The sequence below is a fragment of the Sphingomonas sp. CV7422 genome (assembly GCF_027945725.1).
In the GTDB taxonomy this organism is placed as follows: domain Bacteria; phylum Pseudomonadota; class Alphaproteobacteria; order Sphingomonadales; family Sphingomonadaceae; genus Sphingomonas; species Sphingomonas kyungheensis.
The window spans coordinates 968,934-990,405 of sequence record NZ_CP115900.1; the positions used below are offsets into that span (position 1 = coordinate 968,934).

The following is a 21,472-nucleotide window of genomic DNA, read 5'->3' on the forward strand; positions in this document are numbered from 1 at the left end:
TCGTCACGCGAAGGCGCGGAGAAGAGCAGGGCTCATCGCGTCATCGATCGGCGCCCCTCCCGCCACGAAAAAGGCCGGAGGATCGCTCCCCCGGCCTTTCTCATGTCGATCGTCCGGACGGTCAGTCCAGCGGCTTGGCCACTTCCGGCTGCATCGCCGGATCGTCGACCGTGTCGAAGATGCCGCGCCCGACGTAGGAGCGGCGGCGGCTGTAGCCGAAATAGATCAACAGCCCGATCAGCCCCCAGATCGGCAGCACCAGCTTGGCGGTCAGCGGCAGCGACAGATAGAGGCCGACGCAGCCGATGATCGCGAGCGGCGCGACGATATAGACCCCCGGCGTGCGGAACGGCCGCTTGCGGCCCGGATCGGTCTTGCGCAGCACCATCACCGACACCGCCACCATCAGGAAGGCGAACAGCGTCCCGGCGTTGGAATAATCGGCGAGCTTGCCGACCGGCAGCACCGCCGCCGCGATCGCCGCGGCGACGCCGGTGACGACGGTGACGACGTGCGGCGTGCGGAACTTCGGATGCACCGCGGCGAGCCGTTCGGGCAGCAGCCCGTCGCGCGCCATGGTGAAGAAGATGCGGGTCTGGCCGAACATCATCATCAGCACCACCGACGGCAGCGCCAGCACCGCGGCGAGGCCGACCAGCCGCCCGATCGCCGGCCAGCCGATCGTGTCGAGCACATGGACCAGCGCCTCCTTCGAACAGACCAGCGGCTCGACGGCGCCGCCCGCGACGATGCTGGCGCAGCGGCCAGCGAGTTCGGCCGATCCGGGTGCGAGCACCTGACCGGCGCTCATCACCGGCTGCGCGCCGATCGCGCCGATCGCGCCGCTCGCGACGAGCAGGTAGAAGATGGTGCAGATCACCAGGCTGCCGATCAGGCCGATCGGCACGTTGCGCTGCGGGTTCTTGGTCTCCTCCGCCGCGGTCGACACCGCGTCGAAGCCGACATAGGCGAAGAAGATCGACGCCGCGGCGCCAAGCACCCCGACGCCGCCGGTCGGCAGGAAGGGATCGAAATTGGTCGCATTGGCGACCGGCACGGTCAGCGCCACGAAGGCGGTGAGCGCGGCGATCTTGATCAGCACCAGCACCGCATTGACGCGCGCGCTCTCGGTGGTGCCGATGATGAGCAGCCAGGTGACGAAGGCGACGACGATCACCGCCGGCACGTTGATCCAGCCGCCGACCGACATGGCGGTCTGCAGATCGGCATTGGGCGTCGCCCCGAACGCGATCTGCATATGCGCCATCAGCGCATCGGCGTTGCTGATCGCCGCGGGGAAGGCGACGCCCAATCCGCGCAGCAATCCGACCGCATGGTTCGACCAGCCGACCGCGACCGCGCTCGCGCCGACAGCATATTCGAGGATCAAGGCCCAGCCGACCATCCAGGCGAGGATCTCGCCCGTCACCGCATAGGTGTAGGTATAGGCCGATCCCGATACCGGCACCATCGAGGCGAGTTCGGAATAGCAGAGCGCCGCGACCGCGCAGACGAAGCCGGCGACGACGAACGACAGCAGCATGCCCGGCCCCGCCTTTTGCGCGGCTTCGGAGGTGAGGACGAAGATGCCGGTGCCGATGACGGCGCCGATCCCCAGCATGGTCAACTGGAACGCGCCGAGCGAGCGGTGCAGCCCGCGTTTTTCGGCGGTGGCGAGAATGGCGTCGAGAGGTTTGACGCGCCCGAAAATCATGAAGCTCTATCCCCCCAGATGCGAACGGTCGTTGACTGCCGCCGCATGGTGAAGCGAACGATGCTAACCCCTAATGGGGCAGAGGCAATCCCTTATCTGGGTAAGCGGCCCGGCTCACCGCAGCGCGCGGCGCCGGTGCCATCGCCGAGACGGGTGTTTTCAGCCCGCCAGCATCGGCCCCAGCGGACGCCCGCCGAACAGGTGGACGTGGAGGTGCGGCACCTCCTGCCCGGCATCGCCGCCGATATTGGCGAGCAGGCGATAGCCCGGTGCGACCAGCTCGTGCTCGCGTGCGACATGGCCGATCGCGCGGACGAAGCCGGCGATCTCCTCGGCCGAGCCGCGCGCGCTGAAATCGTCCCACGAGACATAGGCGCCGCGCGGGACGACGAGGATATGCACCGGCGCGACAGGCGCGATATCGTGGAAGGCGACGGCATAATCGTCTTCGTAGACGCGTCGCGACGGGATCTCGCCACGCAGGATGCGGGCGAAGACGTTCTGGTCGTCATAGGGCTGCGTGGCGTCGATCGGCATCTCGGTCCTCCTAGCGCGAGGCTTTCTCGTCATGGCCCGATACGCCCTCGCGCCGGGCCAGTTCGGCGCGCACGTCGTCCAGCCCCAGTCCGGCGTCGGCGAGCAGCACGAGCAGGTGGAAGACGAGGTCGGCCGCCTCGGCGGCGAGCGTTTCCGGCGCGGCGAGCGCGGCGATCACCGTCTCGGTCGCCTCCTCGCCGACCTTCTGCGCGATCTTGGGCCGCCCCTTGGCGAACAGGCTGGCGACATAGGAGCGGCCGGGGTCGGCGGCGTCGCGGCGGGCGCGGATCGTGGCGTCCAGGCGGTCGAGCGGGTCCATCGCCCCCGCTTGGCGCGAGAGGCGGGTGCCGGTCAATCCTTACCTGTGAACCGCCGCCGCAACGCGCGCCGCACCAGCCACAGGCCGAGCGCCGCGACGACGAACAGCGCAAGGTCGGACCATTCGGGGCCGGTGCGACGATGGACGACGCCGGAGTGGCCGCCCGCGACGGAGAGAAGCGCGATCATAGGCGGTTCCGTAGCACGTCTTTGCTGTCTCACCCCTTGCCTCCGACGCCGTCTCCTCCCCTCTCCCGGCGGGAGAGGGGAGGGCGCGCAGCGCCGCGGGTGAGGGCAGGGCGATGCGCTCAGTGGCGACGCACCGGTATTCCCGCCGCGGCGAGGGCGGCGTGCGCGTCGGCGATGCTCGCCTCGCCGAAATGGAAGATCGAGGCGGCAAGCACCGCGCTCGCGTGGCCGTCGCGCACCCCGGCAACGAGATCGTCGAGCCCGCCGACGCCGCCGCTCGCCACCACCGGCACGCTCACCCGGTCGGCGATCGCGCGGACGAGGGCGAGGTCGTAGCCGCTGCGCGTGCCGTCGCGGTCCATCGAGGTGACGAGCAACTCGCCCGCGCCGAGCGCGGCGAGCCGTTCGGCATGGGCGATCGCATCGATCCCGGTCGGGCGACGGCCGCCATGGGTGAACACCTCCCAGCGTTCGCCGACGCGGCGCGCGTCGACCGAGGCGACGCAGCATTGGCTGCCGAAACGCTCGGCGATGTCGGCGACCACCTCGGGCCGTGCCACTGCCGCCGAATTGACCGCGACCTTGTCCGCCCCCGCGAGCAGCAGCGCGCGCGCGTCCTCGGCGGAGCGGACGCCGCCGCCGACGGTCAGCGGCATGAAGCAGACCGACGCGGTCCGCCTAACCACGTCGAGGATCGTGCCGCGATCCTCATGGCTGGCGGTGATGTCGAGGAAGCAGAGCTCGTCCGCCCCGGCGGCATCATAGGCGCGCGCCTGTTCGACCGGATCGCCGGCGTCGCGCAGCGCGACGAAATTGACGCCCTTGACGACGCGCCCGTCGGCGACGTCGAGGCATGGGATGACGCGGGCGCGGACGGTCATGACAGCAATGCCCGCACGACGAGGATCGCCGAGACGATCAACAGGATCGCGACACATCCGACCATCGCGACGCTACAGAGCAGGAAGGCGAGCGGATGCTCGTCGCGCCGCACTCCGATCGGGTTGATCCCGCCGAGCGGCATCTCGATCCGGCCGTCGCGGATCTGGTCGCGCAGCGTCGGCACATAGGCGCCGGCCATGCCCCCGGCGAACAGACCGGCGAGACCCGGGTTCATCATTCCGCCGCCTGCGCGACGCTGAGCGCGGCGGCGAGGTCGAGCCGGCCGTCGTACAGCGCGCGACCGGTGATGACGCCCTCCACGCCGTCGCGCGCGTGCAGCGCGAGGACGTGGATGTCGGCGATTCCCGCGACGCCGCCGCTGGCGATCACCGGAATGTCGACCGAGCGGGCGAGGTCGACCGTCGCCTCGATATTTGCGCCCTTGAGCAATCCGTCGCGACCGACGTCGGTGAACAGCAGCGCCGCCACCCCGGCATCCTCGAACCGCCGCGCGAGATCGACGACGCTGGTCGTCGACACGTCCGCCCAGCCCTTGGTCGCGACCATGCCGTCGCGCGCATCGACCGCGACGACGACGCCGCCGGGAAAGTCGCGCGCCGCGCCGCGGACGAAATCGGGATCGTCGAGCGCGGCGGTGCCGATGACGACGCGCGAGACGCCGAGATCGAACCAGCGTTCGACGCTGGCGCGGTTGCGGATGCCGCCGCCGAGCTGCACGTGGCCGGGAAAGCGCGCGACGATGCCGCGCACCGCCTCGCCATTGACCGATTCCCCCGCAAAGGCGCCGTCGAGGTCGACGACGTGGAGATGCTGCGCCCCCGCCTCGGCGAACAGCATCGCCTGTGCGGCGGGATCGTCGCCATAGACGGTGGCGCGGTCCATATCGCCCTCGGCGAGGCGGACGACCTGGCCGTTCTTGAGGTCGATGGCGGGGAAGACGATCAGGCTCACGGCCGCCACTCCAGGAATTTGGCAAGCATCGCCAGGCCGTAGCGCTGGCTCTTCTCGGGATGGAACTGGACGCCGAGCATCGTGTCGCGTGCGATCGCGGCGGTGACCGGGCCGGCATGGTCGCTGGTCGCGATCACGTCCTCGCCCTCGAACATATAGCTGTGCAGGAAATAGGCCTCGCCCGCCGGCACCAGCGGATGGTCGCCGCGCGGCACGACGTCGTTCCAGCCCATATGCGGCACCTTGGCGTCCGTCGTGCCCGGCTCGATCCGCCGCACCCGGCCGCGCACCCAGCCGAGCCCCTGATGGACGCCCATCTCCTCGCCGGAATCCGCCATCAACTGCATGCCGACGCACACCCCGAGGAACGGCGCGCCCTCGCGCCGGACGCGGCGCTCCATCGCCTCGATCATCCCCGGCACGTCGCGCAGCGCCCGCGCGCAGGCGCCGAACGCGCCGACGCCGGGCAGGACGATGCGATCGGCGCGGGCTACCACCTCGGCATCGGCGGTGACGGTAAGGTCGGTGGCGCCCGCCGCACGCAGGGCATTCTCCACCGAATGGAGGTTGCCCGCGCCATAGTCGATCAGCGCGATCGTCATGACAGCAGGTCGCCGAGCGGCAGCGCCGCCATGCTCGCGGTGAAGGGGATGATCTCCGCCGTCGCCAGCCCGCGCGACACGAAGGGATCGGTGGCGATCAGCTCCTCGGTCACGCTCTTGCTGCCGACGACGATGATGATCCCGCCGCTGCGCGGCTGCTTGCGGCCCGAGGCGACGAACCGGCCGTTGGCATAGCCGTCGGCGAGCCAGTCGACATGATCGCTCATCGCCGCGTCGATCGCATCGAGGTCGCCGCCATAGGTCAGCGAGACGATGCACATATGGGCGCCCGGCCGGGCGAAGGGCTCGCTCACAGCACGCCCTTGGTCGAGGGGATCGCATCCGCCTTGCGCGGATCGATCTCGACCGCGGCGCGCAGCGCGCGGGCGAGGCCCTTGAACGCCGCCTCGACGATATGGTGGTTGTTGCTGCCGTACAGCGTCTCGACGTGGAGCGTGATGCCGGCGGTCTGCGCGAAACTGTGGAACCAGTGTTCGATCAGCTCGGTGTCGAGCTCGCCGAGCCGCGACACGGTGAAGGCGGTCTTCCACACCAGCCACGGCCGCCCCGAAATGTCGAGCGCGACGCGGGTCAGCGTCTCGTCCATCGGCGACAGCGCGTCGCCATAACGGCGGATGCCGCGCTTGTCGCCGAGCGCCTGCGCCACCGCCTGGCCGAGCGCCAGCGCCGAATCCTCGACGGTGTGATGCCCGTCGATATGCAGGTCGCCGTCGACCTTGAGGTCGATGTCGATCAGCCCGTGGCGGCTGAGCTGTTCGACCATATGATCGAGGAAGCCGATGCCGGTGTTGATCGAATAGACGCCGGTGCCGTCGAGATTGACGGTGACGTCGATCCGCGTTTCGGCGGTGGAGCGGTTGATCGTGGCGCTGCGCATGTCGGCTCGTCCCATAGGAGCGTGCGGCGTCACACACAATCTTGACCCGTCCCGGCGATACGCTACCCAAGGGGCATGACCGATGGCCTGCCCGATAGCCTTATCCCGTATGACGAGATCGTCCAGGAGGCGCTGCGTGCCGTCGTCGGACGGGTGCTCGGCTCCGTCGCCGAATCGGGCGGCCTGCCCGGCGAGCATCACTTCTACATCACCTTCAAGACGCAGGCGCCGGGTGTCGACATCCCGCAGCGGCTGATCGAACGCTTCCCCGACGAAATGACGATCGTGCTGCAGAACCGCTATTGGGACCTGCTGGTCGACGAGCGCAAATTCTCCGTCGGGCTGAGCTTCAACCAGGTGCCGTCCAAGCTGGTCATCCCCTATTCGGCGATCACCGGCTTCCACGACCCCGCGGTCAATTTCGAACTGCGCTTCCAGGCGACCGAGGACCCGAGCGACGGCCCCGAGCCGCATGACGAGGCGGAGAACGACGGCCCGACCGCGACACCTGCGCCGGACGGATCCAACGTGGTCAGCGTGGACTTCAAGCGGAAGAAATAAGCGTGATCGAGATCGTCGCCGCGCCCGGGGATCGGGAGCGCGAGGCGATCCTCGCGCCGCTCGTCGCCTTCAACGATGCGGCGGTCGGGCCGACCGAGCGTCACCCGGTCGCGATCGTGCTGCGCGACGAAGCCGGCGCTATCGTCGGCGGTCTGTGGGGCATGGCGAGCTATCGCTGGCTGTTCGTGCAATATCTCGTCGTTCCGAGCACAATGCGGGGGCAGGGGCTCGGCCGGCAGCTGATGGCCGCGGCGGAGGCGGAGGCGCGGCGTCTCGATTGCGTCGGCCTGTGGCTCGATACCTTCAGCTTCCAGGCGCGCGGCTTCTACGAAAAGCTCGGCTATCGCTGCTTCGGTCAGATCGACGACTATCCACCGGACGAAGCGCGATTCTTCCTGTCGAAGCGGATCGGCTGACCGTGGCTGGGCGGCGATGCTATGCCGGATCGGGTTTCGTCACTCGAAACAACGGCTTCGCGCACGCATAGGCCGCCTTGTATGGCTTGTCCCAACACCGCGCGAGACCCTCGAAGACGTTCATATTCAACGGCCAGGAGACAGGGTGCGGCTTGCCGTCAGGACCGTTGAAGGTAACGCCGGTCGGGCGCGGCAGCGCGGCGAGCTTGGCCTTCGCCATGTCAAACGCCGGGCGGTCGCGGCGCAGGAAGGCGATCGTGCCGTCGACATAGAGATTCCAGCCGAAGCCATGATCCTGCTTGGCAGTCTTATAGGCCCGGCGGAACAACGCGATCGCCGCAGCGGTCTGGCCTAGATCGGCGCGCAACTGCCCCTCGTGCCAGTACAGGATGGTTTCGCGGGCATGATGCGCGACGCGCCAGTCGCGGATGAGGTCGGCCGCGTCCGCCTCGCACCCATCCTCCTCCAACTTGCGCCAACCGCCGGTCATATCCTGATCGAAAGCGTCCAGATCGAGCGCGAGCAGCCGATCGCGATCATAAGCGCAGGGCGCGGCGGCGGTCGGCTGCGCGACCAGCAGGGCGATCCAAATCATCAGCGCCGAGACTGCGCGACCGCTGCCCTTGAATCAACCCACCCCGACGGTGATATTGCGTCGCATGACCACGCGCACCGAAACCGACTCGATCGGCCCGATCGAGGTTCCCGCCGACGCCTATTGGGGCGCGCAGACCGAACGCAGCCTCGAGAATTTCCCCTTCGGTCCGCGCGAGCGGATGCCGGTCGAGATTGTCCATGCGCTGGCGATCGTCAAACAGGCCGCGGCGCGGGTCAATCGCCGTCATGGCCTCGCCGCCGACAAGGCCGAGGCGATCGAGGCCGCGGCGGCGGAGATCGTCGCCGGGACGCTCGACGATCAATTCCCGCTGGTCATCTGGCAGACCGGCAGCGGCACCCAGTCGAACATGAACGTCAACGAGGTGATCGCCGGCCGCGCCAACGAGCGGCTGACCGGCACGCGCGGTGGCAAGACCCCCATCCACCCCAATGACGACGTCAACCGCGGCCAGTCGTCCAATGACAGTTTCCCGACCGCGCTTCACGTCGCCGCCGCGCTGGCCGTGACGCGACAGCTCTATCCCGCCTTGCAGAGCCTGCACGACGCGCTCGCCGCCAAGGCGGCGGAGTGGGACGATCTCGTCAAGATCGGCCGCACGCATCTGCAGGATGCGACGCCGCTGACGCTCGGCCAGGAATTTTCGGGCTATGTCCAGCAGCTCGCCAATGCGCGGGCGCGGATCGAGAGCACGGTCGAACGCGCCATCCTGCCGCTCGCGCAGGGCGGCACCGCGGTCGGCACCGGGCTGAACGCGCCGCAAGGCTTCGCCGAGGATGTCGCGGCGGAGATCGCCGCGCTGACCGGCCTGCCGTTCGTCACCGCGCCCAACAAGTTCGAGGCGCTGGCGTCGAACGACGGGCTGGTCGACCTCCACGGCACGCTCAACGTCCTCGCCGTCGCGCTGACCAAGATCGCCAACGACATCCGCCTGCTCGGCTCCGGCCCGCGCTCGGGCCTCGGCGAGCTCGACCTGCCCGCCAACGAGCCCGGCAGCTCGATCATGCCCGGCAAGGTCAATCCGACGCAGGCCGAGATGCTGACGATGGTCGCCGCGCAGGTGATGGGCAACAATGTCGCGGTCACCGTCGGCGGTTTGCAGGGCCATATGGAGCTCAACGTCTTCAAGCCGCTGATCGGGGCGAACGTGCTCCGGTCGATCGCGCTGCTCAGCACCGGCATGCAGAGCTTCGCCGACCGCACCGTCGCAGGCCTCCGCGCCAATCGCGACCGTATCGCGCAACTGGTCGAGCAATCGCTGATGCTGGTAACGGCGCTGGCGCCCGAGGTCGGCTATGACAATGCCGCCAAGATCGCCAAACACGCCCATCAGACCGGCACGACGCTGCGCCAGGCGGGTCTGGCGCTCGGGCTGGTCGACGAAGCGACCTTCGACCGGCTGGTGCGGCCGGAGACGATGATCGGGCGGTAGATGTCGCGATGCGGCAGCCGGTGACGCGCTGATCCGGAGGCTTTTGCCGGCTGAACCACGTTCGCGGCACGATTCCGTCCGGGTCGGGACGGGATCGGCGACAGCAATTCCGGTCGCCGCGATACGGAGATCGCCTCCGTATCGGCGGTGAAAATAATTCTGCTTCCGCGTTCGGGCGAAGCCATTCGGATTAACCAGATACTGTCGTCGGGCGGCGGCCACTAGCGGCGAAAGCCGCCAATTCCCTATGCGGACGGCCGCGATGCCGCCGAAATTTGCTCTACATTAGTTAATCAGAGCGATGGGGGAGGCGGATAAGCGGTGCGAAACTGGATTGTCGGGCGGAAGCGTCCATCGATGGCCGAATTTTACTTCAATGCCTCGCCGGAGGCGATCTACATGGTGCAGGACGGGCGGTATATCGACTGCAATCCTGCGGCGCTGCGGCTGTTCGGCCGCACCCGCGACGACTTCATCGGCCAGCCGCTGGGACTGACGTCCCCCGAATTGCAGGACAATGGCGTATCCTCGCGCGCCGCGACCGCCGCTCTGTTGCAGGAGGTGGAGCGTACCGGCGTCGCGCGGATGCCGTTCCGCGGATTGCGCAAGGACGGCAGCCAGTTCCCCGCCTTGGTGTCGGTCTTCCTCGCGGAGAATGACGGGCGCCCCGCGATCATCGCGACCTGCATGGACATCAGCGAGATCGACGCGCTCATCACGGCGATCACCGGCGGGCTGAGCCGGCTGGCCGGGGGCGATCTCACCCAGCCGATCGCGACCAGGCTCGATGAGCGGTACGAGCCGGTGCGCGCCGCCTATAACAAGGTGCTCGTCGATCTGCGCGCGATCATCGCCGGGGTCGGCGAGCGTGCCGATGCGATCGATGCCGACACGCATGCGATCCGCCGCGATGCCGAGGCGCTTGCCGAGCGCACCGAACGCCAGGCCGCCGCGCTGGAGGAAAGCGCCGCCGCGCTCGAGGTGCTGACGCGCGATGTCGCGGCGGCGGCAGCGGACGGCATCCGCGCCGATCAGCTCGCGGCCGAGGCGAGTGCGGCCGCCGCGGCGAGCGGCGACGTGGCGCAGCGCGCGATCGCGGCGATGCATGGCATCGAGCGGAGCGGCACCGAAATCGGTGACATCATCGCGCTGATCGACGGCATCGCCTTCCAGACCAATTTGCTCGCGCTCAACGCGGGTGTCGAGGCGGCGCGGGCGGGCGATGCCGGCCGCGGCTTCGCGGTGGTGGCGCAGGAGGTGCGCGCGCTCGCGCAGCGGTCCGCCGAAGCCGCGCGCGAGGTCAAGGCGCGCGTCGGCGCGGTCGGCGGCGAGATCGCCACCGGCGTGCGGCTGGTCGGCGAGACCGATGCGGCGCTCCGCCATATCCGCGAGCGCGTGGAGGACGCGCGTGCGCTCGTCGCGCGGGTCGCCGACAGCGGACGCAGTCAGGCGGAGGGGCTCGGCCAGATCAACACGGCGATCAACGAACTGAGCGTGATGACGCAGGAAAATGCCGCAATGGCGCAGGAGACCAAGGCGTCCTCCTCCGGCCTGGCCGGTCGCGCCGCCGAACTGGGGCAGCAGATCGCGCGCTTCCGGCTCGAACCCGCCCCGGCCGGCGGCGGTCGGGTGCTGACGCCGATAGCGCCGCGCCGCGCCGCGCTGACCCGCCGGAGCGGGTAGGGCGAGGCGTATCGGCGGCGTGATGGCCTATTCGTACCGGACCGGACCCGAAACGAGGAACTTCCCTTCGACTCGCGCGCTTGCTTTTCCGCAACGTCAAGAGGGGACGCTCGTGAGCACCACCACCACCGGCGCGCTGATCGGCGCGGCGATCGATTCGCTGTCCGGCGATGACGACGGCGTCGCCGATGGCGCGATCATCGGTGCGGTGACCGCGAACGTCCTCAAGGTCGTCGCACCGCTCGTCGTCACCTATGCGGTCGGCTGGGCGGTGTTGCGCGGCGCGGCGGAACTCAAAGACCGGATTTTCGGAGAGGTAGAATGATCGGCAGGATTATCGGTGCGCTCGTCGGACGCGAGATGGACCGTCGCGAGGGCGGCGGCGGGCTGAAGGGCGCCGCGATCGGCGCGCTGACCATGGGCGCGATGCGCCGCATGGGTCCGCTCGGTATGCTGATCGGCGGCGGCTACGTCGCCAAGAAGGCCTATGATCGCCGCCGTCAATCGCGCGGCGCCTGACCCCTCCGGCTCCCGCCGCCGCGCGGGAGCCGTGACCTTCCGTGACTTTTCAACGGTCGCGCGCTTGACGCCTGCCCCCGGCAGACGCCACTAGCGCGCATGCCGTCGTCACACCCCGCCGATCCGCACCACTTCCGCCGTCGCGGCGTGTTGTTCGTGCTGTCCTCGCCGTCCGGCGCTGGCAAATCCACCATCGCGCGCAAATTGCTCGCCGACGAACCCGAACTGGCGATGTCGGTCTCGGCGACGACGCGGGCGATGCGGCCCGGTGAGGTCGACGGCAAGGACTATCATTTCGTCGATCTCGAGGAATTCCGCCGCATGGTCGCGGCGGACGAGTTCCTCGAATGGGCGCATGTCTTCGACCATCGCTACGGTACGCCGCGCGCGCAGGTCGAGGCGATGCTCGCCGCCGGCAAGGACGTCTTGTTCGACATCGACTGGCAGGGCGCGCAGCAGCTGTTCCAGATCGCCGGTGGCGACGTCGTCCGCGTCTTCATCTTCCCGCCGTCGATGGAAGAGTTGCGCGCACGGCTGACCAACCGCGCCACCGACAGCAGCGCGGTGATCGAGGCGCGGATGGCGCGCGCGGCGAACGAGGTCAGCCACTGGGACGGCTATGACTATGTGCTGGTCAACGACGATGTCGAGCAATGCTTCCAGGGGGTGAAGACGATCCTTGCCGCCGAGCGGCTCAAGCGCTCGCGTCAGACCGGGCTGATCGGCTTCATCCGCAAGCTCACCCGCACGTCCTGAGCGCGGTCAAGAACGCCACCGCCGCGTCATAATCGCGGCGGGCGTTGGCGAGCGCCTGCGCGGCGAGCACATCCTCGCCCCATTGTTCGGCCTGGAACGTCTGGTCGACCTGCGCCGCCGCCCACAGGGTGTCGGCATCGCCGGCCCGGTCGAGCAGCGCGAGCGCGAGCACCAGCGATCCGGTGATCGTCACCACCGGCGACAGGCCGGCGAGCGTGAACGGATCGCCCGCCGCGACCGCCTCGCCGAGCCGCGCCAGCGTCGCCGCTGGCTGCGCCCGCGGCATGACGCCGCTCACCGTCTCGAAATGCACGTCATAGCGGGCGCGCGCCCAGTCGAGCCACGGATCCCACGCCGCCCGCTGCCGCGCGACCAGCGCCTCGGGCGATTCGGCGCGATAATAGAGCAGGTCGCTGTCGGCATAAGCGGCGAGGCCCGCGGCGAAGGCGGCGGGGGCGGGGGCGATCCGGTCGATCGCCGCATTGGCGAGCCCGGTCAGCGGCATCGCGCGCGGATCGATCGTCTCGCCGACCGCACGCCATTCGTCGGCGACCAGCGCGGCGAGCGCCGGCGTCGGCAGGGCAAGCGGCGTCCGCCCCGGCGTGCGCACCGGCCGCCCGTCGAGCGTGACGACGCGATCGGCATCGACGCCGACCTCCTTCCAGAATCGCTTCACGAGCGCGGCGTCCGCCAGCGCTGCGCCAGGCTCGCCGGCACGATCGCGATCACCGCCAGCGCCGACAGCGTGATCGCGACGCCGAGCAGCTTGCTGGGCCAGTCGTGCGCGCGCACCGCCAGCACCAGCCCGAACACCGCGCCGAGGCTGCCGGCGATCCGGCTGCCGACGATCGCCAGCCAGCGGTTGCGTGCCTGTGTATCGTCGCGGCTCATGCGAGGATCTCCAGCAGCGCCTGCGTCCGCGACGCGACGACCTGCGCACCGCCGCGGACCAGATCGTGGACGTCGTGATAGCCCCAGGCGACGCCGACCGCGCGGGCGCCCGCCGCCTTGGCCATCGCCATGTCGAAGCTGGTGTCGCCGATCATCGCGCAATCGTCGGGTGCCGCCCCCGCCTCGGCGATGGCGGCGAGCAGCATCGCCGGATCGGGTTTGGACGGGTGCCGGTCCGCCGTCTGCAGCGTCACGAAATGGTCGGACAGGCCATGGTGGGCGAGGATATGGGCGAGCCCGCGATCCGATTTGCCGGTGGCGACGCCGAGCCGCCAGCCGCGCGCGCGCAGCGTATCGAGCACCTCGACAATCCCCTCGAACAGCGGCTCTTCGGCCATCCGGCCGCTGGTCCGCAGCTCGAAGAAGGCGTCCTTGTAATCCGCCGCGATCCGGCGGTGGTCGGCGTCGTCCGCCTGCGGCACCAGCGCCCGCACCGCCTCGACCAGGCTCAGCCCGACGATCCGGCGGATCTCGGCGCGCGGCGGCGGCGGCAGTTTGGCGATGGCGAAGGCGGTTTCCATCGCGAGACAGATATTGGCCTGACTGTCGACCAACGTCCCGTCGCAATCGAACACGGCAAGATGTGTCATGGGCTTGCCCTAGCGGTGGCGGCGGGTCGGCGAAAGGGGCGTCAACCCTCGCCAGCCATGCGATCCGCCAGTGCCGTGCTGCCGATCCGGCGCAATCCGGCGACAACGCCGGCACGATCGGCGGCCGGCTTGTTCTGGCTGAGCTTGGTGGTGCCGCGCACCGCGGTGATGGTGACATCGAACCCGCGGATACCCTTGAGCAGCCGTTCGAAGGCGGCCGGGTCCATCTTGTCGCGGTGCCATGGCTCGTCCTGCGGCTCGTGTATTGTGGCGAGTCGATCGAGATGGGCGATGAGGTCAGGGGCGCCGTTCGTCCGGGCGATACCTTCGATTTCCACGGCGACGAAATTCCACGTCGGCACCTGATCGCCGGGCGGCTGATACCAGTTCGGGCTAATATAGCCGTGCGTCTCGATCAGGCTGAGGACCACGTGCGCCTTATCGAGATGCCGGGTGATCCGGTTGGCGCGGGCGACATGGAAGCGGACCGCGTCGCCATGCCGGGTGATCGGCGCGTGCACCACCATCGGCCCGTCTTCGGTCGCCGCGAAGACGTGCGCAAAGCCGATCTGCTCCGCCGCATCCAGCGCCAGGGCTGCATCGGCGCGGAACACGGGGTTGGGATGCATCAATCCTTGCTGCCGCGGCGCCGGCGTTCGCCGCGATGTTCCTTGCGCATCGTCTTGGCGTGCGCCTTGGCGCGCTGCTTCAGCACGGCCTTGGGGGGCGGGCCCTTCTTCGGCTCCTCGAACGGCATCGCATCGCCCTTCGCCTCGTCGAAGCCGAGCGTCGCCAGGCTCTCCGCGAAATGCGTCGGCAGCGCGGCAGTTTCGTCGATGCTGCCGCCGTCGGGATGGTCGACGCGGATGCGGCGCGAGTGGAGGTGCATCTTGCGGCTGACCCCACCGGTGAGGAAGGCCGCGGCGCCGCCATATTTACCGTCGCCGACGATCGGATGGCCGATCGCCGCCATATGGACGCGCAACTGGTGCGTGCGCCCGGTGAAGGGTTGCAGCTCGACCCAGGCGCAGCGATTGCCGGCGCGTTCGATGACGCGATAGCGGCTGCGCGCCGCCTGGCCGTTCTCCTCGTCGACGTGCATCTTCTCGCCGCCGGTGCCGGGCTGCTTGCCGATCGGCAGATCGACCATGCCGTCGTCGATCGAGGGTACGCCGACCACCAGCGCCCAATAGACCTTGCGCGCGGTGCGGCCCGAGAAGGCCTTGGCGAAGAAGCCGGCGGCGCGCGTCGTCCGTGCCACGAGCAGCGCGCCCGACGTATCCTTGTCGAGCCGGTGGACGAGCTTGGGGCGGCCCTCCGCCTCATATTGCAGCGCGTCGAGCAGGCCGTCGACATGTTCGGAGGTCTTGGTGCCGCCCTGCGTCGCAAGGCCGGGCGGCTTGTTGATCACCAGCGCCTGGAGATCCTTGTGGATCACCATCTCGCGCGCATAGGCGATCTGGTCGTCGCTGAGCGGCGGCCGCTCGCGCTTGGGGCGGGGGGCGTCGGCGGTATCGGCGATCGCCGGTTCGGGCGGCGGCACGCGCAGCGTCTGGCCCGCCTTGATCCGGTCACCGGGCGTCGCGCGCGCGCCGTCGACGCGCAGCTGGCCGGTGCGCGCCCATTTGGCGACGGTGGTGAAGCTCGTCTCGGGCAGATGACGCTTGAACCAGCGATCGAGCCGGATGCCGTCGTCGTCATAGCCGACGTTATACTGGCGGACGCCGTCGCGCCCTTCGGTCTTGCCCTCGCTCATGCCGCCGCTCCGCCGAGCACGGCGCGCGTCAGGGCAAGGCCGGCGAACAGCGCGACGATCGATCCGATCACCGAGACGAGGGCATAGCCGAGCGCCGGGCCGATCGCCCCGCGCTCGATCATCGTCACCACGTCGAGGCTGAAGCTCGAGAAGGTGGTGAAGCCGCCGAGCACGCCGACGCCGATGAACAATCGCCACGATTCGGCGCTGCCGCCAGCGCGGGCGAGGATCGCGGTCAGCACGCCCATCAGCAGCCCGCCGATCAGATTGACCGCGAGCGTGCCGGCCGGAAACGCCGGCCCGAAGACGGCGAGCGCGGCGCGGCCGGTGAGATATCGTGCGGCAGACCCGAGGGCGCCGCCGATCATGACGAACAGAAGAGGCATGGTGCCAGCCCTAGAGGACTATTCAAGCCAAGGGAATGCGGGGCGTTGGCGCGCCGGTCAGCGCAGCAGCCCGGCGGCGCGCAAGGCGTCGTTGATGACGCCGGCCACACCCCCCGCGCGCTGCGGAGTGGGAGGCGTGACCCGGGTCAGCCTCGGGCGCGCCTCGCCGGTCGAAAGGGCAGGGGCGAGACCCCAGAAGGCGGCGATCCGGCGCGTCGACGAAATGCCGACGTCGAGCATGAACGGCGCGGGCATGCCGCACGCCTCCGGTCCGTGCGCGGCGATCGGCGTGCCATGGCCCATGCCGTGGATGCGATGATCCTCCAGCACCAGCCGCCCGCCGGCGTCGCGCCAGCCGCGATAGGCGCGCTGGCCTTCGCTGGTGCGGATCGCCGGTTCGGCGGACAGGTCGTGCAGCGCGCGCCATTGCGTCAGCAGCGCCTCGGCATTGACCGGATCGACGGTGGCGTCGGCATCGCCGTGCCAGACCGACAGCGTCGGCCAGCCGCCGCCGTGCCGCGATGCCTGATGCGCGAGCCGGCCGAGCGCGGCGGCGTCGGGCATGTTCTGCCCGCGCATCCGTTCGAGCGCCTGCATCACCCCCGAAGCGGTGCCATAGGGCAGGCCGCCGAGGATCGCGCCGCCGGCGAACAGCTCGGGATAGGTGGCGAGCATCACCGCCGCCATCGCGCCGCCCGCCGACAGGCCGGTGACGAACACCCGTGCCGGATCGACATCATGATCCGCGCTGACCGCGGCGATCATCTCGCGGATCGAAAACGCCTCGCCGTGATCGTGGCTGACATCCTCGGGCGCGAACCAGTTGAAGCAGAGATTGGGATTGTTGGCGCGCTGCTGTTCCGGGAAGAGCAGCACGAAGCCCTGCGCATCGGCGAGCTGCGACCAGCCCGATCCGGCATCATAGCCGGCGGCGGTCTGCGTGCAGCCGTGCAAGACGACGACGAGCGCCGGGCGGGCGGGCACCGTCGCCGGCACATAGACGCGCGCGCGCAGGTTGCCGGGATTGCGGCCGAAGCCGGTGCGGTCGCCCAGCCGGTCGACCCCGTCGGACGACGGCATCCGTTGCGCCTGCTCGGCGGCGAGCCGGGCGATCGTGTCTGACAAACGACGCATGCGCGCACTCCGAAAGGGACAGGATCGCCACCCGACGTGTGATGCTGCAATGCACAATATGGCGTGGGCGTCAGCGATAGCAAGGAAGCCGCCGTATCTTCCCGCGGCGACTGCCTTTCCTGCGACGCTCAGCGGACGATCAGGTCGATTTCGCTGCCGCCGCCGGGCGCGGCGCTGGCGTAGACGACATAGGCCGAGTCGCCGCGCGTGCCGCCGAGCACGTGTTGCGCGCCCGAGGCCTGATGGTCGACGCTATAGCCGGCGCGGCTGACGCGCGCATTGTACCAGTCGAGGATGCGCCCGACCGGGGCGCTGCTGGTGAAGCTGACGACGCGCAGGCCGCAGGCATCGTTGCCCGCCGCCTCGCGTACCCGCGCATCGGGGTAGAGCGGCACCGCCGCGGGCAGCCGGTTCGCCCAGCCCGCCGAATAGGTGACACGCTGCGCACAGGCCGCCTGTCCCGCCGACTGGCGCTTGGCGAGTTCGCCGAGCGTCAGGGCGCCGTCGGCGGCCCGGCATCGCGGGCAGTCGCGTCCGGCGGTGGGGGTCGGCTTGAGGTCGGCGGCGGCGACGTGGTCGCTGGTCGGGACGACCGGCTCGGGCGGCGCCGACAGCGGATCGGGGCGGCTCGGCGGCCGGACGACGTTGGTGTTGGCGCTTTGCGTCAGCGCCGGGTCGACCATGATCTGGTCGCGCAGCGCCGCGGTCAGCGTCGGATCGGCCTGATTGCCCGATCCCGCGGTCAGCTCGCGGTCGAGGCTGTCGAGATCCTGCTGCGAGGCGGGCGGCTTGCTGCACGCCGCCAGCGCGAGCGTCAGCAGGAGGAGGGCGGGGCGGGCGGTCACCCCCTTGTCATGGCGCAGCAGCGGTTAAGGCGCCACCGGCATGTGCGGTTAACAGAACGTCACGCGGCGGTGGCTTGTCCCGTGCGGGGACGGCAGCCATATCGTCGCCATGCTCAACATCGTCTCCATCGCCCTCGGTCTGGTCACGCTGACGCTTGGGTTGGTCGCCTTCATTCCGCTGCTCGGCTGGATGAACTGGATCGTCATCCCGATCGGCATCGTCGGCGCGGCGGTCGGCGCATTGTCCTCGTCCAACGGCGGACGCAACCTCAACCTCGTGCTGATCGTGATCTTCGCGATCCGGCTGAGCCTGGGCGGCGGGATCTTCTGACGCTGGTCTAACCCTCGTCGGGTGGGGCGACGGGCTCGGTCTCGACCGCCGCTGCCGCCTCGTCTTCGGGCGTCACCGTCTGCGGCCGATCGCGGAGAGCGGCGCGTCGGTCGCGGCGCAGATCATCGGCGGTGTCATGGCGGTCGCCGTGACGCGCGCGCAGATCGGCGCGGGGATCGTCGTCGCGGCTGTCGTGATCGAGATAATCGCCGCGATGCGCGCGCAGGTCGCCGCGCGGATCATTGTCGGCCAGCGTGTGCGCCCGCAACGGGTATAGGATGATCGTATCGCCGTCGCGCACCTGTCCGCGCGACAGGGCAAGTGCTTCATCGACTCCGGGCAGGGCCGCGAAACCGACGGCGGCGAGGATCAACGGACGCATCGGACCATCCCTGTGGCGGATGGCCGATCGTATACCGTCGGTCGGATCGGTCGACAATGGTCCCCCGGCCGCGGTCGCGGCCGGGAGAGCCCGGCTCAGCCGAAGGTCGTGTCGAGCGTAATGTCGCAGTCGAGCACCTTCGACACCGGGCAGCCCGCCTTCGCCTCATTGGCGATACGCTCGAATTCGGCGCGGCCGAGGCCCTCGACATGACCGGTCAGCGTCAGCGCGGACTTGGTGATGGTGAAGCCGTCGCCATCCTTGTCGAGCGTCACCTTGGCGTCGGTCTTGAGATTGCCCTGGCTATGGCCGGCGCCGGCGAGCGCGAAGGCGAGCGCCATCGTGAAGCAACCGGCATGGGCGGCGGCGATCAGCTCCTCGGGGTTGGTGCCGGGGCCATCCTCGAACCGGGTGTTGAAACCATATTGCGCGTCGGACAGGATACCCGATTGCGTCGAGATCTTGCCCTTGCCTTCTTTGCCAAGGCCTTCGTAGCTCGCCGAAGCGCTGCGCGACACCATCTTCTGTCTCCAATTGGGAAAGTCCGGTTGCGATACGCAGAAGGGGCGCCGCGAGTTGCCCCGCGACGCCCCTGCCGATCGAATTAGCTGCGGCTTAGCGGCAGCGACGCTTGCCGCCGCGGTCGATCTCACGACCGAGCAGACCACCCGCTACCGCGCCGCCGAGCGTGCCGACCGTGCGGTCGCCGCGCGTGTCGATCGTGCGGCCGAGCAGCGCACCGCCGACCGCGCCGACCACCGCGCCGGTGGTGCCGTCGGGCTTCTTGCAGCGCAGACGGCCGCGATCGTCGCGCCATTCGCGATACTTGTGGCGCTGGGCATCCGCCTTGGAGACGGGGATCGCCATCGTCGCCGGGACCACCATTGCCGCACAGCCCATCGCCAGCATCAAACTCCGCATTCTACTACTCCCGTGGTTCGAAAATCATGTTGCAACAACGTCATCCTGTTAGGCGCGGTTGCATGAACCTGAAACAACGTTCCGTTCAGGAAACGATTTCGGTATCGGCCTCCGCCGTGCGCCGCTTGCGATAGCGGTCGGCGAGCAGCGCCGCGCCGAGGACGAAGCCGCCCGGTGCGAGCAGGATGACGGCGGCGAGCCCGATCTGGCCTTTGGTAATACGCATCCGTCCGGACGTAGCGGCCGGTGATGAACGACGGATGAGGGCGGCCTAGAACTTCGTCTTGAAGTGCAGCATCGCCCGCGGTGCGCTCTTGCCGTCGGGCATCGTGCCCTGTTCGGCCTGTGCCGCCATGTCGACCGTGCCGATCGTCGTGCGGGCGCGGATCGGCCGTTCGGCGTAGCGCGTCGGATCGAGCCGGGGGAGCCGGTCGGCGGTGCGGTCGCGCCCGCAGACGACGATATCACCCCGTGCATCCTCCGTCCCGCACGGCACCGCCGCCGTCGCGGGCGCGACCGGGCGCATGTCGGCGGGCAGGGGCGGACCCGCGACCGGCAGGCTCTGCAACGCCATCATCACCGCCAGCCGCATCCCGATCGCCTCCCGACGACGGCGATGCTGCCGAGGGATTGCGGCAAAGGCGTGACGGCTGCTTCGGTGGACCGCGGCGGTTCGGAATTGAAAAGGGTTCACGCGGAGGCGCGGAGATGTGGCTTGCGGGGAGGTCCTTCCGATTCCTTGGTCGGAGAGGAGATGCCGCTGACGCGGCGGGCGCGACGCCGCGTGGAGTCCTATCCGCTGGCGGACAGTCCCCCGACCCTAGCGATAGTTGAAGCTGATGCTGATCCGTTCGCCCTTGGCGGCATTGGCGACCACCTCGTGCCGCAGCCAGCTTTCCCACAGGAAGACGCTGCCCGGCTGCGGTGCGGCATAGACGAAGGTGGCGTGATCCTCACCCGCGTCGGCGCGGCGGGTCGGTGCCGCCATCATCATCGCCAGCCGCGGGTCCTCGAGCTTGAGCGCGCCGGCGCCCGGCGGCGTCGCGATATAGAGCGTGCCGCTCACCGCGCTGTGCGGATGGATATGGCCCGAATGCGTGCCGCCCGGCTTGAGCACGTTGACCCACAGGCTGTCGAGCTTGAGCCGCCGCCCGCCGAGGTCGAAGGCACAGGCTTCGGCAAAGCGCGCGACATGCTTGTTGAGCAGCCGGACAAGATCGGCGAAGCGCGGATCGCGCGCCGGCAGATCGTTGAGCGAGGCATAGGAGGTATAGCCGCGATAGCCATGCGCCTTCGACCAGGCGACGCCGGCGCGATCCTCGCGTGCGAGATCGTGGCACGCCTCCTCGAGTTCGGCGAGCAGCGCGGCATCGCCGAGATCGTCCTCGTAGAAGCGCGTGGCGAAGAGCGAGCGGACGGTCATGCCGCGAGCCGCATCGCGACATCGTTCATGAAGCGGACGTCGTCACCCGCGGCGAGCCACGGCGCCTCCGCACCGATCGCGCCGAGCATGTCGGCGAGCGGATCGAGCTCCGCCTTGGCGTAATTGCCGAGGACATAGCCGGTGACGCGATCCTTGTGGCCGGGATGGCCGATGCCGATCCGCACCCGCCGGAACTCGGGGCCGAGATGCTGGTCGGTCGAGCGCAGCCCGTTGTGCCCGGCGGTGCCGCCGCCGCGCTTCACCTTGACCTTGAACGGCGCGAGATCGAGCTCGTCGTGGAAGACGGTGAGCGCGTCGGGTTCGAGCTTGTAGAAGCGCAACGCCTCGCCGATCGCGCGGCCGCTGTCATTCATGAAGGTGGCGGGCTTGAGCAGCAGCACCTTCTGGTTGCCGACGCGGCCTTCCTGCGTCCAGCCCTGGAACTGCTTCCGGACCGGCGCGAAGCCGTGCATGTCGGCGATCAGGTCGATCGCCATGAAGCCGACATTGTGGCGGTGCATCGCATATTGCGGCCCCGGATTGCCGAGCCCGGCCCAGATCTGCATGGGAAATCCTTCTTCGCTGGCGGCCTCTTAAGCGAGGCCGTCGCCCGCGTCATCCGTGCGTTCGGCAAGGCTGCCGCGTGTCGCGGCGGCGG

Annotated in this window: 34 protein-coding genes; 8 read left to right on the plus strand and 26 right to left on the minus strand. The window is 69.3% G+C overall.

Annotated elements, in window-relative coordinates:
• Positions 1–121: 121 nt before the first annotated feature.
• From PBN85_RS04675 to hisB, 10 genes are all read right to left on the minus strand, one after another.
• A complete protein-coding gene (locus PBN85_RS04675) occupies positions 122–1,714 on the minus strand; it encodes an amino acid permease (protein ID WP_271300291.1) in 1,593 nt (530 codons plus the stop codon).
• A 159-nt stretch (positions 1,715–1,873) separates the two neighbouring features.
• Complete coding sequence (locus PBN85_RS04680) at positions 1,874–2,251, minus strand: histidine triad nucleotide-binding protein (RefSeq protein WP_037534472.1); 378 nt, start codon at positions 2,249–2,251, stop codon at positions 1,874–1,876.
• 10 nt (positions 2,252–2,261) lie between these two features.
• A complete protein-coding gene (locus tag PBN85_RS04685) occupies positions 2,262–2,570 on the minus strand; it encodes a phosphoribosyl-ATP diphosphatase (RefSeq protein ID WP_037534469.1) in 309 nt (102 codons plus the stop codon).
• A gap of 32 nt (positions 2,571–2,602) precedes the next feature.
• Positions 2,603–2,758: a hypothetical protein gene (locus PBN85_RS04690; protein ID WP_200870405.1), complete on the minus strand. Its 156-nt coding sequence runs from the start codon at positions 2,756–2,758 to the stop codon at positions 2,603–2,605.
• A 119-nt stretch (positions 2,759–2,877) separates the two neighbouring features.
• Positions 2,878–3,639 carry an imidazole glycerol phosphate synthase subunit HisF gene (gene hisF / locus PBN85_RS04695; RefSeq protein ID WP_037534468.1) on the minus strand — a complete coding sequence of 254 codons (762 nt, stop codon included), beginning with the start codon at positions 3,637–3,639 and terminating at the stop codon, positions 2,878–2,880.
• Entirely contained in the window at positions 3,636–3,878 is a 243-nt protein-coding gene (locus PBN85_RS04700) for a hypothetical protein (protein WP_271300292.1), read from the minus strand. The genes hisF and PBN85_RS04700 overlap by 4 nt, the downstream gene beginning before the upstream one ends.
• Entirely contained in the window at positions 3,875–4,612 is a 738-nt protein-coding gene (gene hisA / locus PBN85_RS04705; protein ID WP_271300293.1) for a 1-(5-phosphoribosyl)-5-[(5-phosphoribosylamino)methylideneamino]imidazole-4-carboxamide isomerase, read from the minus strand. Before hisA ends, PBN85_RS04700 begins: the two co-directional genes overlap by 4 nt.
• A complete protein-coding gene (hisH, locus tag PBN85_RS04710; RefSeq protein ID WP_037534464.1) occupies positions 4,609–5,214 on the minus strand; it encodes an imidazole glycerol phosphate synthase subunit HisH in 606 nt (201 codons plus the stop codon). The genes hisA and hisH overlap by 4 nt, the downstream gene beginning before the upstream one ends.
• Positions 5,211–5,528, minus strand: coding sequence for a YciI family protein (locus PBN85_RS04715; protein WP_051583445.1), 318 nt, complete (start codon positions 5,526–5,528; stop codon positions 5,211–5,213). The genes hisH and PBN85_RS04715 overlap by 4 nt, the downstream gene beginning before the upstream one ends.
• A complete protein-coding gene (hisB, locus tag PBN85_RS04720; protein WP_037534462.1) occupies positions 5,525–6,112 on the minus strand; it encodes an imidazoleglycerol-phosphate dehydratase HisB in 588 nt (195 codons plus the stop codon). Before hisB ends, PBN85_RS04715 begins: the two co-directional genes overlap by 4 nt.
• A 75-nt stretch (positions 6,113–6,187) precedes the next feature.
• Here hisB and PBN85_RS04725 point away from each other — a divergent pair, with 75 nt between their 5' ends.
• Both PBN85_RS04725 and PBN85_RS04730 read left to right on the plus strand, forming a co-directional pair.
• Positions 6,188–6,673, plus strand: coding sequence for an SspB family protein (locus tag PBN85_RS04725; protein WP_037534460.1), 486 nt, complete (start codon positions 6,188–6,190; stop codon positions 6,671–6,673).
• A 2-nt stretch (positions 6,674–6,675) separates the two neighbouring features.
• Entirely contained in the window at positions 6,676–7,089 is a 414-nt protein-coding gene (locus tag PBN85_RS04730) for a GNAT family N-acetyltransferase (RefSeq protein ID WP_235199734.1), read from the plus strand.
• 19 nt (positions 7,090–7,108) lie between these two features.
• On the opposite strand, the gene PBN85_RS04735 is transcribed toward PBN85_RS04730, so the two are convergent.
• Entirely contained in the window at positions 7,109–7,684 is a 576-nt protein-coding gene (locus tag PBN85_RS04735) for a hypothetical protein (protein ID WP_271300294.1), read from the minus strand.
• Positions 7,685–7,748: 64 nt separating this feature from the next.
• Between PBN85_RS04735 and fumC the strand changes: the two genes are divergently transcribed.
• The 5 genes from fumC (at position 7,749) to gmk (ending at position 12,095) form a co-directional block, all read left to right on the plus strand.
• Entirely contained in the window at positions 7,749–9,137 is a 1,389-nt protein-coding gene (gene fumC, locus PBN85_RS04740; protein ID WP_271300295.1) for a class II fumarate hydratase, read from the plus strand.
• A 357-nt stretch (positions 9,138–9,494) separates the two neighbouring features.
• Positions 9,495–10,820, plus strand: coding sequence for a methyl-accepting chemotaxis protein (locus PBN85_RS04745; protein WP_271300296.1), 1,326 nt, complete (start codon positions 9,495–9,497; stop codon positions 10,818–10,820).
• 22 nt (positions 10,821–10,842) lie between these two features.
• A complete protein-coding gene (locus tag PBN85_RS04750; protein ID WP_333781838.1) occupies positions 10,843–11,145 on the plus strand; it encodes a hypothetical protein in 303 nt (100 codons plus the stop codon).
• The gene (locus PBN85_RS04755) at positions 11,142–11,339 is read left to right on the plus strand and encodes a hypothetical protein (RefSeq protein ID WP_037534453.1); all 198 of its coding nucleotides are present in this window, start codon (positions 11,142–11,144) and stop codon (positions 11,337–11,339) included. Before PBN85_RS04750 ends, PBN85_RS04755 begins: the two co-directional genes overlap by 4 nt.
• 99 nt (positions 11,340–11,438) lie before the next feature.
• Positions 11,439–12,095: a guanylate kinase gene (gmk, locus tag PBN85_RS04760; protein ID WP_271300297.1), complete on the plus strand. Its 657-nt coding sequence runs from the start codon at positions 11,439–11,441 to the stop codon at positions 12,093–12,095.
• Here gmk and PBN85_RS04765 read toward each other — a convergent pair.
• From PBN85_RS04765 to PBN85_RS04800, 8 genes are all read right to left on the minus strand, one after another.
• Positions 12,079–12,771: an ATP12 family chaperone protein gene (locus PBN85_RS04765; RefSeq protein ID WP_271300298.1), complete on the minus strand. Its 693-nt coding sequence runs from the start codon at positions 12,769–12,771 to the stop codon at positions 12,079–12,081. The genes gmk and PBN85_RS04765 overlap by 17 nt on opposite strands.
• Entirely contained in the window at positions 12,768–12,986 is a 219-nt protein-coding gene (locus tag PBN85_RS04770) for a hypothetical protein (RefSeq protein ID WP_271300299.1), read from the minus strand. Before PBN85_RS04770 ends, PBN85_RS04765 begins: the two co-directional genes overlap by 4 nt.
• Positions 12,983–13,636: an HAD-IA family hydrolase gene (locus tag PBN85_RS04775; protein ID WP_271300300.1), complete on the minus strand. Its 654-nt coding sequence runs from the start codon at positions 13,634–13,636 to the stop codon at positions 12,983–12,985. The genes PBN85_RS04770 and PBN85_RS04775 overlap by 4 nt, the downstream gene beginning before the upstream one ends.
• A 41-nt stretch (positions 13,637–13,677) precedes the next feature.
• Positions 13,678–14,265, minus strand: a complete 588-nt coding sequence (locus tag PBN85_RS04780; RefSeq protein WP_271300301.1) for an FMN-binding negative transcriptional regulator — start codon at positions 14,263–14,265, stop codon at positions 13,678–13,680.
• Positions 14,265–15,392: an RluA family pseudouridine synthase gene (locus tag PBN85_RS04785; RefSeq protein ID WP_037534444.1), complete on the minus strand. Its 1,128-nt coding sequence runs from the start codon at positions 15,390–15,392 to the stop codon at positions 14,265–14,267. Before PBN85_RS04785 ends, PBN85_RS04780 begins: the two co-directional genes overlap by 1 nt.
• Entirely contained in the window at positions 15,389–15,778 is a 390-nt protein-coding gene (gene crcB, locus PBN85_RS04790; protein ID WP_271300302.1) for a fluoride efflux transporter CrcB, read from the minus strand. The genes PBN85_RS04785 and crcB overlap by 4 nt, the downstream gene beginning before the upstream one ends.
• 57 nt (positions 15,779–15,835) lie before the next feature.
• On the minus strand, positions 15,836–16,912 hold the full coding sequence (locus tag PBN85_RS04795) for an extracellular catalytic domain type 1 short-chain-length polyhydroxyalkanoate depolymerase (protein ID WP_271300303.1): 1,077 nt from the start codon (positions 16,910–16,912) through the stop codon (positions 15,836–15,838).
• A 128-nt stretch (positions 16,913–17,040) separates the two neighbouring features.
• A complete protein-coding gene (locus tag PBN85_RS04800; protein WP_271300304.1) occupies positions 17,041–17,757 on the minus strand; it encodes a hypothetical protein in 717 nt (238 codons plus the stop codon).
• Between the two features lie 109 nt (positions 17,758–17,866).
• Between PBN85_RS04800 and PBN85_RS04805 the strand changes: the two genes are divergently transcribed.
• A complete protein-coding gene (locus PBN85_RS04805; protein ID WP_271300305.1) occupies positions 17,867–18,088 on the plus strand; it encodes a hypothetical protein in 222 nt (73 codons plus the stop codon).
• Between the two features lie 7 nt (positions 18,089–18,095).
• Here the strand turns inward: PBN85_RS04805 and PBN85_RS04810 are convergent, their stop codons facing one another.
• The 7 genes from PBN85_RS04810 to pth all read right to left on the minus strand — a co-directional run bounded on the left by PBN85_RS04810 (position 18,096) and on the right by pth (position 21,380).
• Positions 18,096–18,470: a hypothetical protein gene (locus PBN85_RS04810; RefSeq protein WP_271300306.1), complete on the minus strand. Its 375-nt coding sequence runs from the start codon at positions 18,468–18,470 to the stop codon at positions 18,096–18,098.
• Positions 18,471–18,565: 95 nt separating this feature from the next.
• A complete protein-coding gene (locus tag PBN85_RS04815; protein WP_271300307.1) occupies positions 18,566–18,991 on the minus strand; it encodes an OsmC family protein in 426 nt (141 codons plus the stop codon).
• A gap of 94 nt (positions 18,992–19,085) precedes the next feature.
• Entirely contained in the window at positions 19,086–19,391 is a 306-nt protein-coding gene (locus tag PBN85_RS04820) for a glycine zipper 2TM domain-containing protein (protein ID WP_037534430.1), read from the minus strand.
• A gap of 85 nt (positions 19,392–19,476) precedes the next feature.
• Positions 19,477–19,617: a hypothetical protein gene (locus tag PBN85_RS04825; protein ID WP_271300308.1), complete on the minus strand. Its 141-nt coding sequence runs from the start codon at positions 19,615–19,617 to the stop codon at positions 19,477–19,479.
• Positions 19,618–19,662: 45 nt separating this feature from the next.
• Positions 19,663–19,983, minus strand: a complete 321-nt coding sequence (locus PBN85_RS04830; RefSeq protein ID WP_037534429.1) for a hypothetical protein — start codon at positions 19,981–19,983, stop codon at positions 19,663–19,665.
• 228 nt (positions 19,984–20,211) lie between these two features.
• Complete coding sequence (locus PBN85_RS04835) at positions 20,212–20,814, minus strand: TIGR02466 family protein (protein WP_037534427.1); 603 nt, start codon at positions 20,812–20,814, stop codon at positions 20,212–20,214.
• Entirely contained in the window at positions 20,811–21,380 is a 570-nt protein-coding gene (gene pth, locus PBN85_RS04840; RefSeq protein WP_037534426.1) for an aminoacyl-tRNA hydrolase, read from the minus strand. The genes PBN85_RS04835 and pth overlap by 4 nt, the downstream gene beginning before the upstream one ends.
• Positions 21,381–21,472 lie beyond the last annotated feature (92 nt).

What these genes read in the sequence shown, in the direction of transcription:
- PBN85_RS04675 (WP_271300291.1), bottom strand. Translation starts at nt 1,714, where the DNA reads ATGATTTTCGGGCGCGTCAAACCTCTCGACGCCATTCTCGCCACCGCC.
- PBN85_RS04680 (WP_037534472.1), bottom strand. Translation starts at nt 2,251, where the DNA reads ATGCCGATCGACGCCACGCAGCCCTATGACGACCAGAACGTCTTCGCC.
- PBN85_RS04685 (WP_037534469.1), bottom strand. Translation starts at nt 2,570, where the DNA reads ATGGACCCGCTCGACCGCCTGGACGCCACGATCCGCGCCCGCCGCGAC.
- PBN85_RS04690 (WP_200870405.1), bottom strand. Translation starts at nt 2,758, where the DNA reads ATGATCGCGCTTCTCTCCGTCGCGGGCGGCCACTCCGGCGTCGTCCAT.
- hisF (WP_037534468.1), bottom strand. Translation starts at nt 3,639, where the DNA reads ATGACCGTCCGCGCCCGCGTCATCCCATGCCTCGACGTCGCCGACGGG.
- PBN85_RS04700 (WP_271300292.1), bottom strand. Translation starts at nt 3,878, where the DNA reads ATGATGAACCCGGGTCTCGCCGGTCTGTTCGCCGGGGGCATGGCCGGC.
- hisH (WP_037534464.1), bottom strand. Translation starts at nt 5,214, where the DNA reads ATGACGATCGCGCTGATCGACTATGGCGCGGGCAACCTCCATTCGGTG.
- hisB (WP_037534462.1), bottom strand. Translation starts at nt 6,112, where the DNA reads ATGCGCAGCGCCACGATCAACCGCTCCACCGCCGAAACGCGGATCGAC.
- PBN85_RS04725 (WP_037534460.1), top strand. Translation starts at nt 6,188, where the DNA reads ATGACCGATGGCCTGCCCGATAGCCTTATCCCGTATGACGAGATCGTC.
- PBN85_RS04735 (WP_271300294.1), bottom strand. Translation starts at nt 7,684, where the DNA reads ATGATTTGGATCGCCCTGCTGGTCGCGCAGCCGACCGCCGCCGCGCCC.
- fumC (WP_271300295.1), top strand. Translation starts at nt 7,749, where the DNA reads ATGACCACGCGCACCGAAACCGACTCGATCGGCCCGATCGAGGTTCCC.
- PBN85_RS04745 (WP_271300296.1), top strand. Translation starts at nt 9,495, where the DNA reads ATGGCCGAATTTTACTTCAATGCCTCGCCGGAGGCGATCTACATGGTG.
- PBN85_RS04750 (WP_333781838.1), top strand. Translation starts at nt 10,843, where the DNA reads ATGGCCTATTCGTACCGGACCGGACCCGAAACGAGGAACTTCCCTTCG.
- PBN85_RS04755 (WP_037534453.1), top strand. Translation starts at nt 11,142, where the DNA reads ATGATCGGCAGGATTATCGGTGCGCTCGTCGGACGCGAGATGGACCGT.
- gmk (WP_271300297.1), top strand. Translation starts at nt 11,439, where the DNA reads ATGCCGTCGTCACACCCCGCCGATCCGCACCACTTCCGCCGTCGCGGC.
- PBN85_RS04770 (WP_271300299.1), bottom strand. Translation starts at nt 12,986, where the DNA reads ATGAGCCGCGACGATACACAGGCACGCAACCGCTGGCTGGCGATCGTC.
- PBN85_RS04775 (WP_271300300.1), bottom strand. Translation starts at nt 13,636, where the DNA reads ATGACACATCTTGCCGTGTTCGATTGCGACGGGACGTTGGTCGACAGT.
- PBN85_RS04780 (WP_271300301.1), bottom strand. Translation starts at nt 14,265, where the DNA reads ATGCATCCCAACCCCGTGTTCCGCGCCGATGCAGCCCTGGCGCTGGAT.
- PBN85_RS04785 (WP_037534444.1), bottom strand. Translation starts at nt 15,392, where the DNA reads ATGAGCGAGGGCAAGACCGAAGGGCGCGACGGCGTCCGCCAGTATAAC.
- crcB (WP_271300302.1), bottom strand. Translation starts at nt 15,778, where the DNA reads ATGCCTCTTCTGTTCGTCATGATCGGCGGCGCCCTCGGGTCTGCCGCA.
- PBN85_RS04795 (WP_271300303.1), bottom strand. Translation starts at nt 16,912, where the DNA reads ATGCGTCGTTTGTCAGACACGATCGCCCGGCTCGCCGCCGAGCAGGCG.
- PBN85_RS04805 (WP_271300305.1), top strand. Translation starts at nt 17,867, where the DNA reads ATGCTCAACATCGTCTCCATCGCCCTCGGTCTGGTCACGCTGACGCTT.
- PBN85_RS04810 (WP_271300306.1), bottom strand. Translation starts at nt 18,470, where the DNA reads ATGCGTCCGTTGATCCTCGCCGCCGTCGGTTTCGCGGCCCTGCCCGGA.
- PBN85_RS04815 (WP_271300307.1), bottom strand. Translation starts at nt 18,991, where the DNA reads ATGGTGTCGCGCAGCGCTTCGGCGAGCTACGAAGGCCTTGGCAAAGAA.
- PBN85_RS04820 (WP_037534430.1), bottom strand. Translation starts at nt 19,391, where the DNA reads ATGCGGAGTTTGATGCTGGCGATGGGCTGTGCGGCAATGGTGGTCCCG.
- PBN85_RS04825 (WP_271300308.1), bottom strand. Translation starts at nt 19,617, where the DNA reads ATGCGTATTACCAAAGGCCAGATCGGGCTCGCCGCCGTCATCCTGCTC.
- PBN85_RS04830 (WP_037534429.1), bottom strand. Translation starts at nt 19,983, where the DNA reads ATGCGGCTGGCGGTGATGATGGCGTTGCAGAGCCTGCCGGTCGCGGGT.
- PBN85_RS04835 (WP_037534427.1), bottom strand. Translation starts at nt 20,814, where the DNA reads ATGACCGTCCGCTCGCTCTTCGCCACGCGCTTCTACGAGGACGATCTC.
- pth (WP_037534426.1), bottom strand. Translation starts at nt 21,380, where the DNA reads ATGCAGATCTGGGCCGGGCTCGGCAATCCGGGGCCGCAATATGCGATG.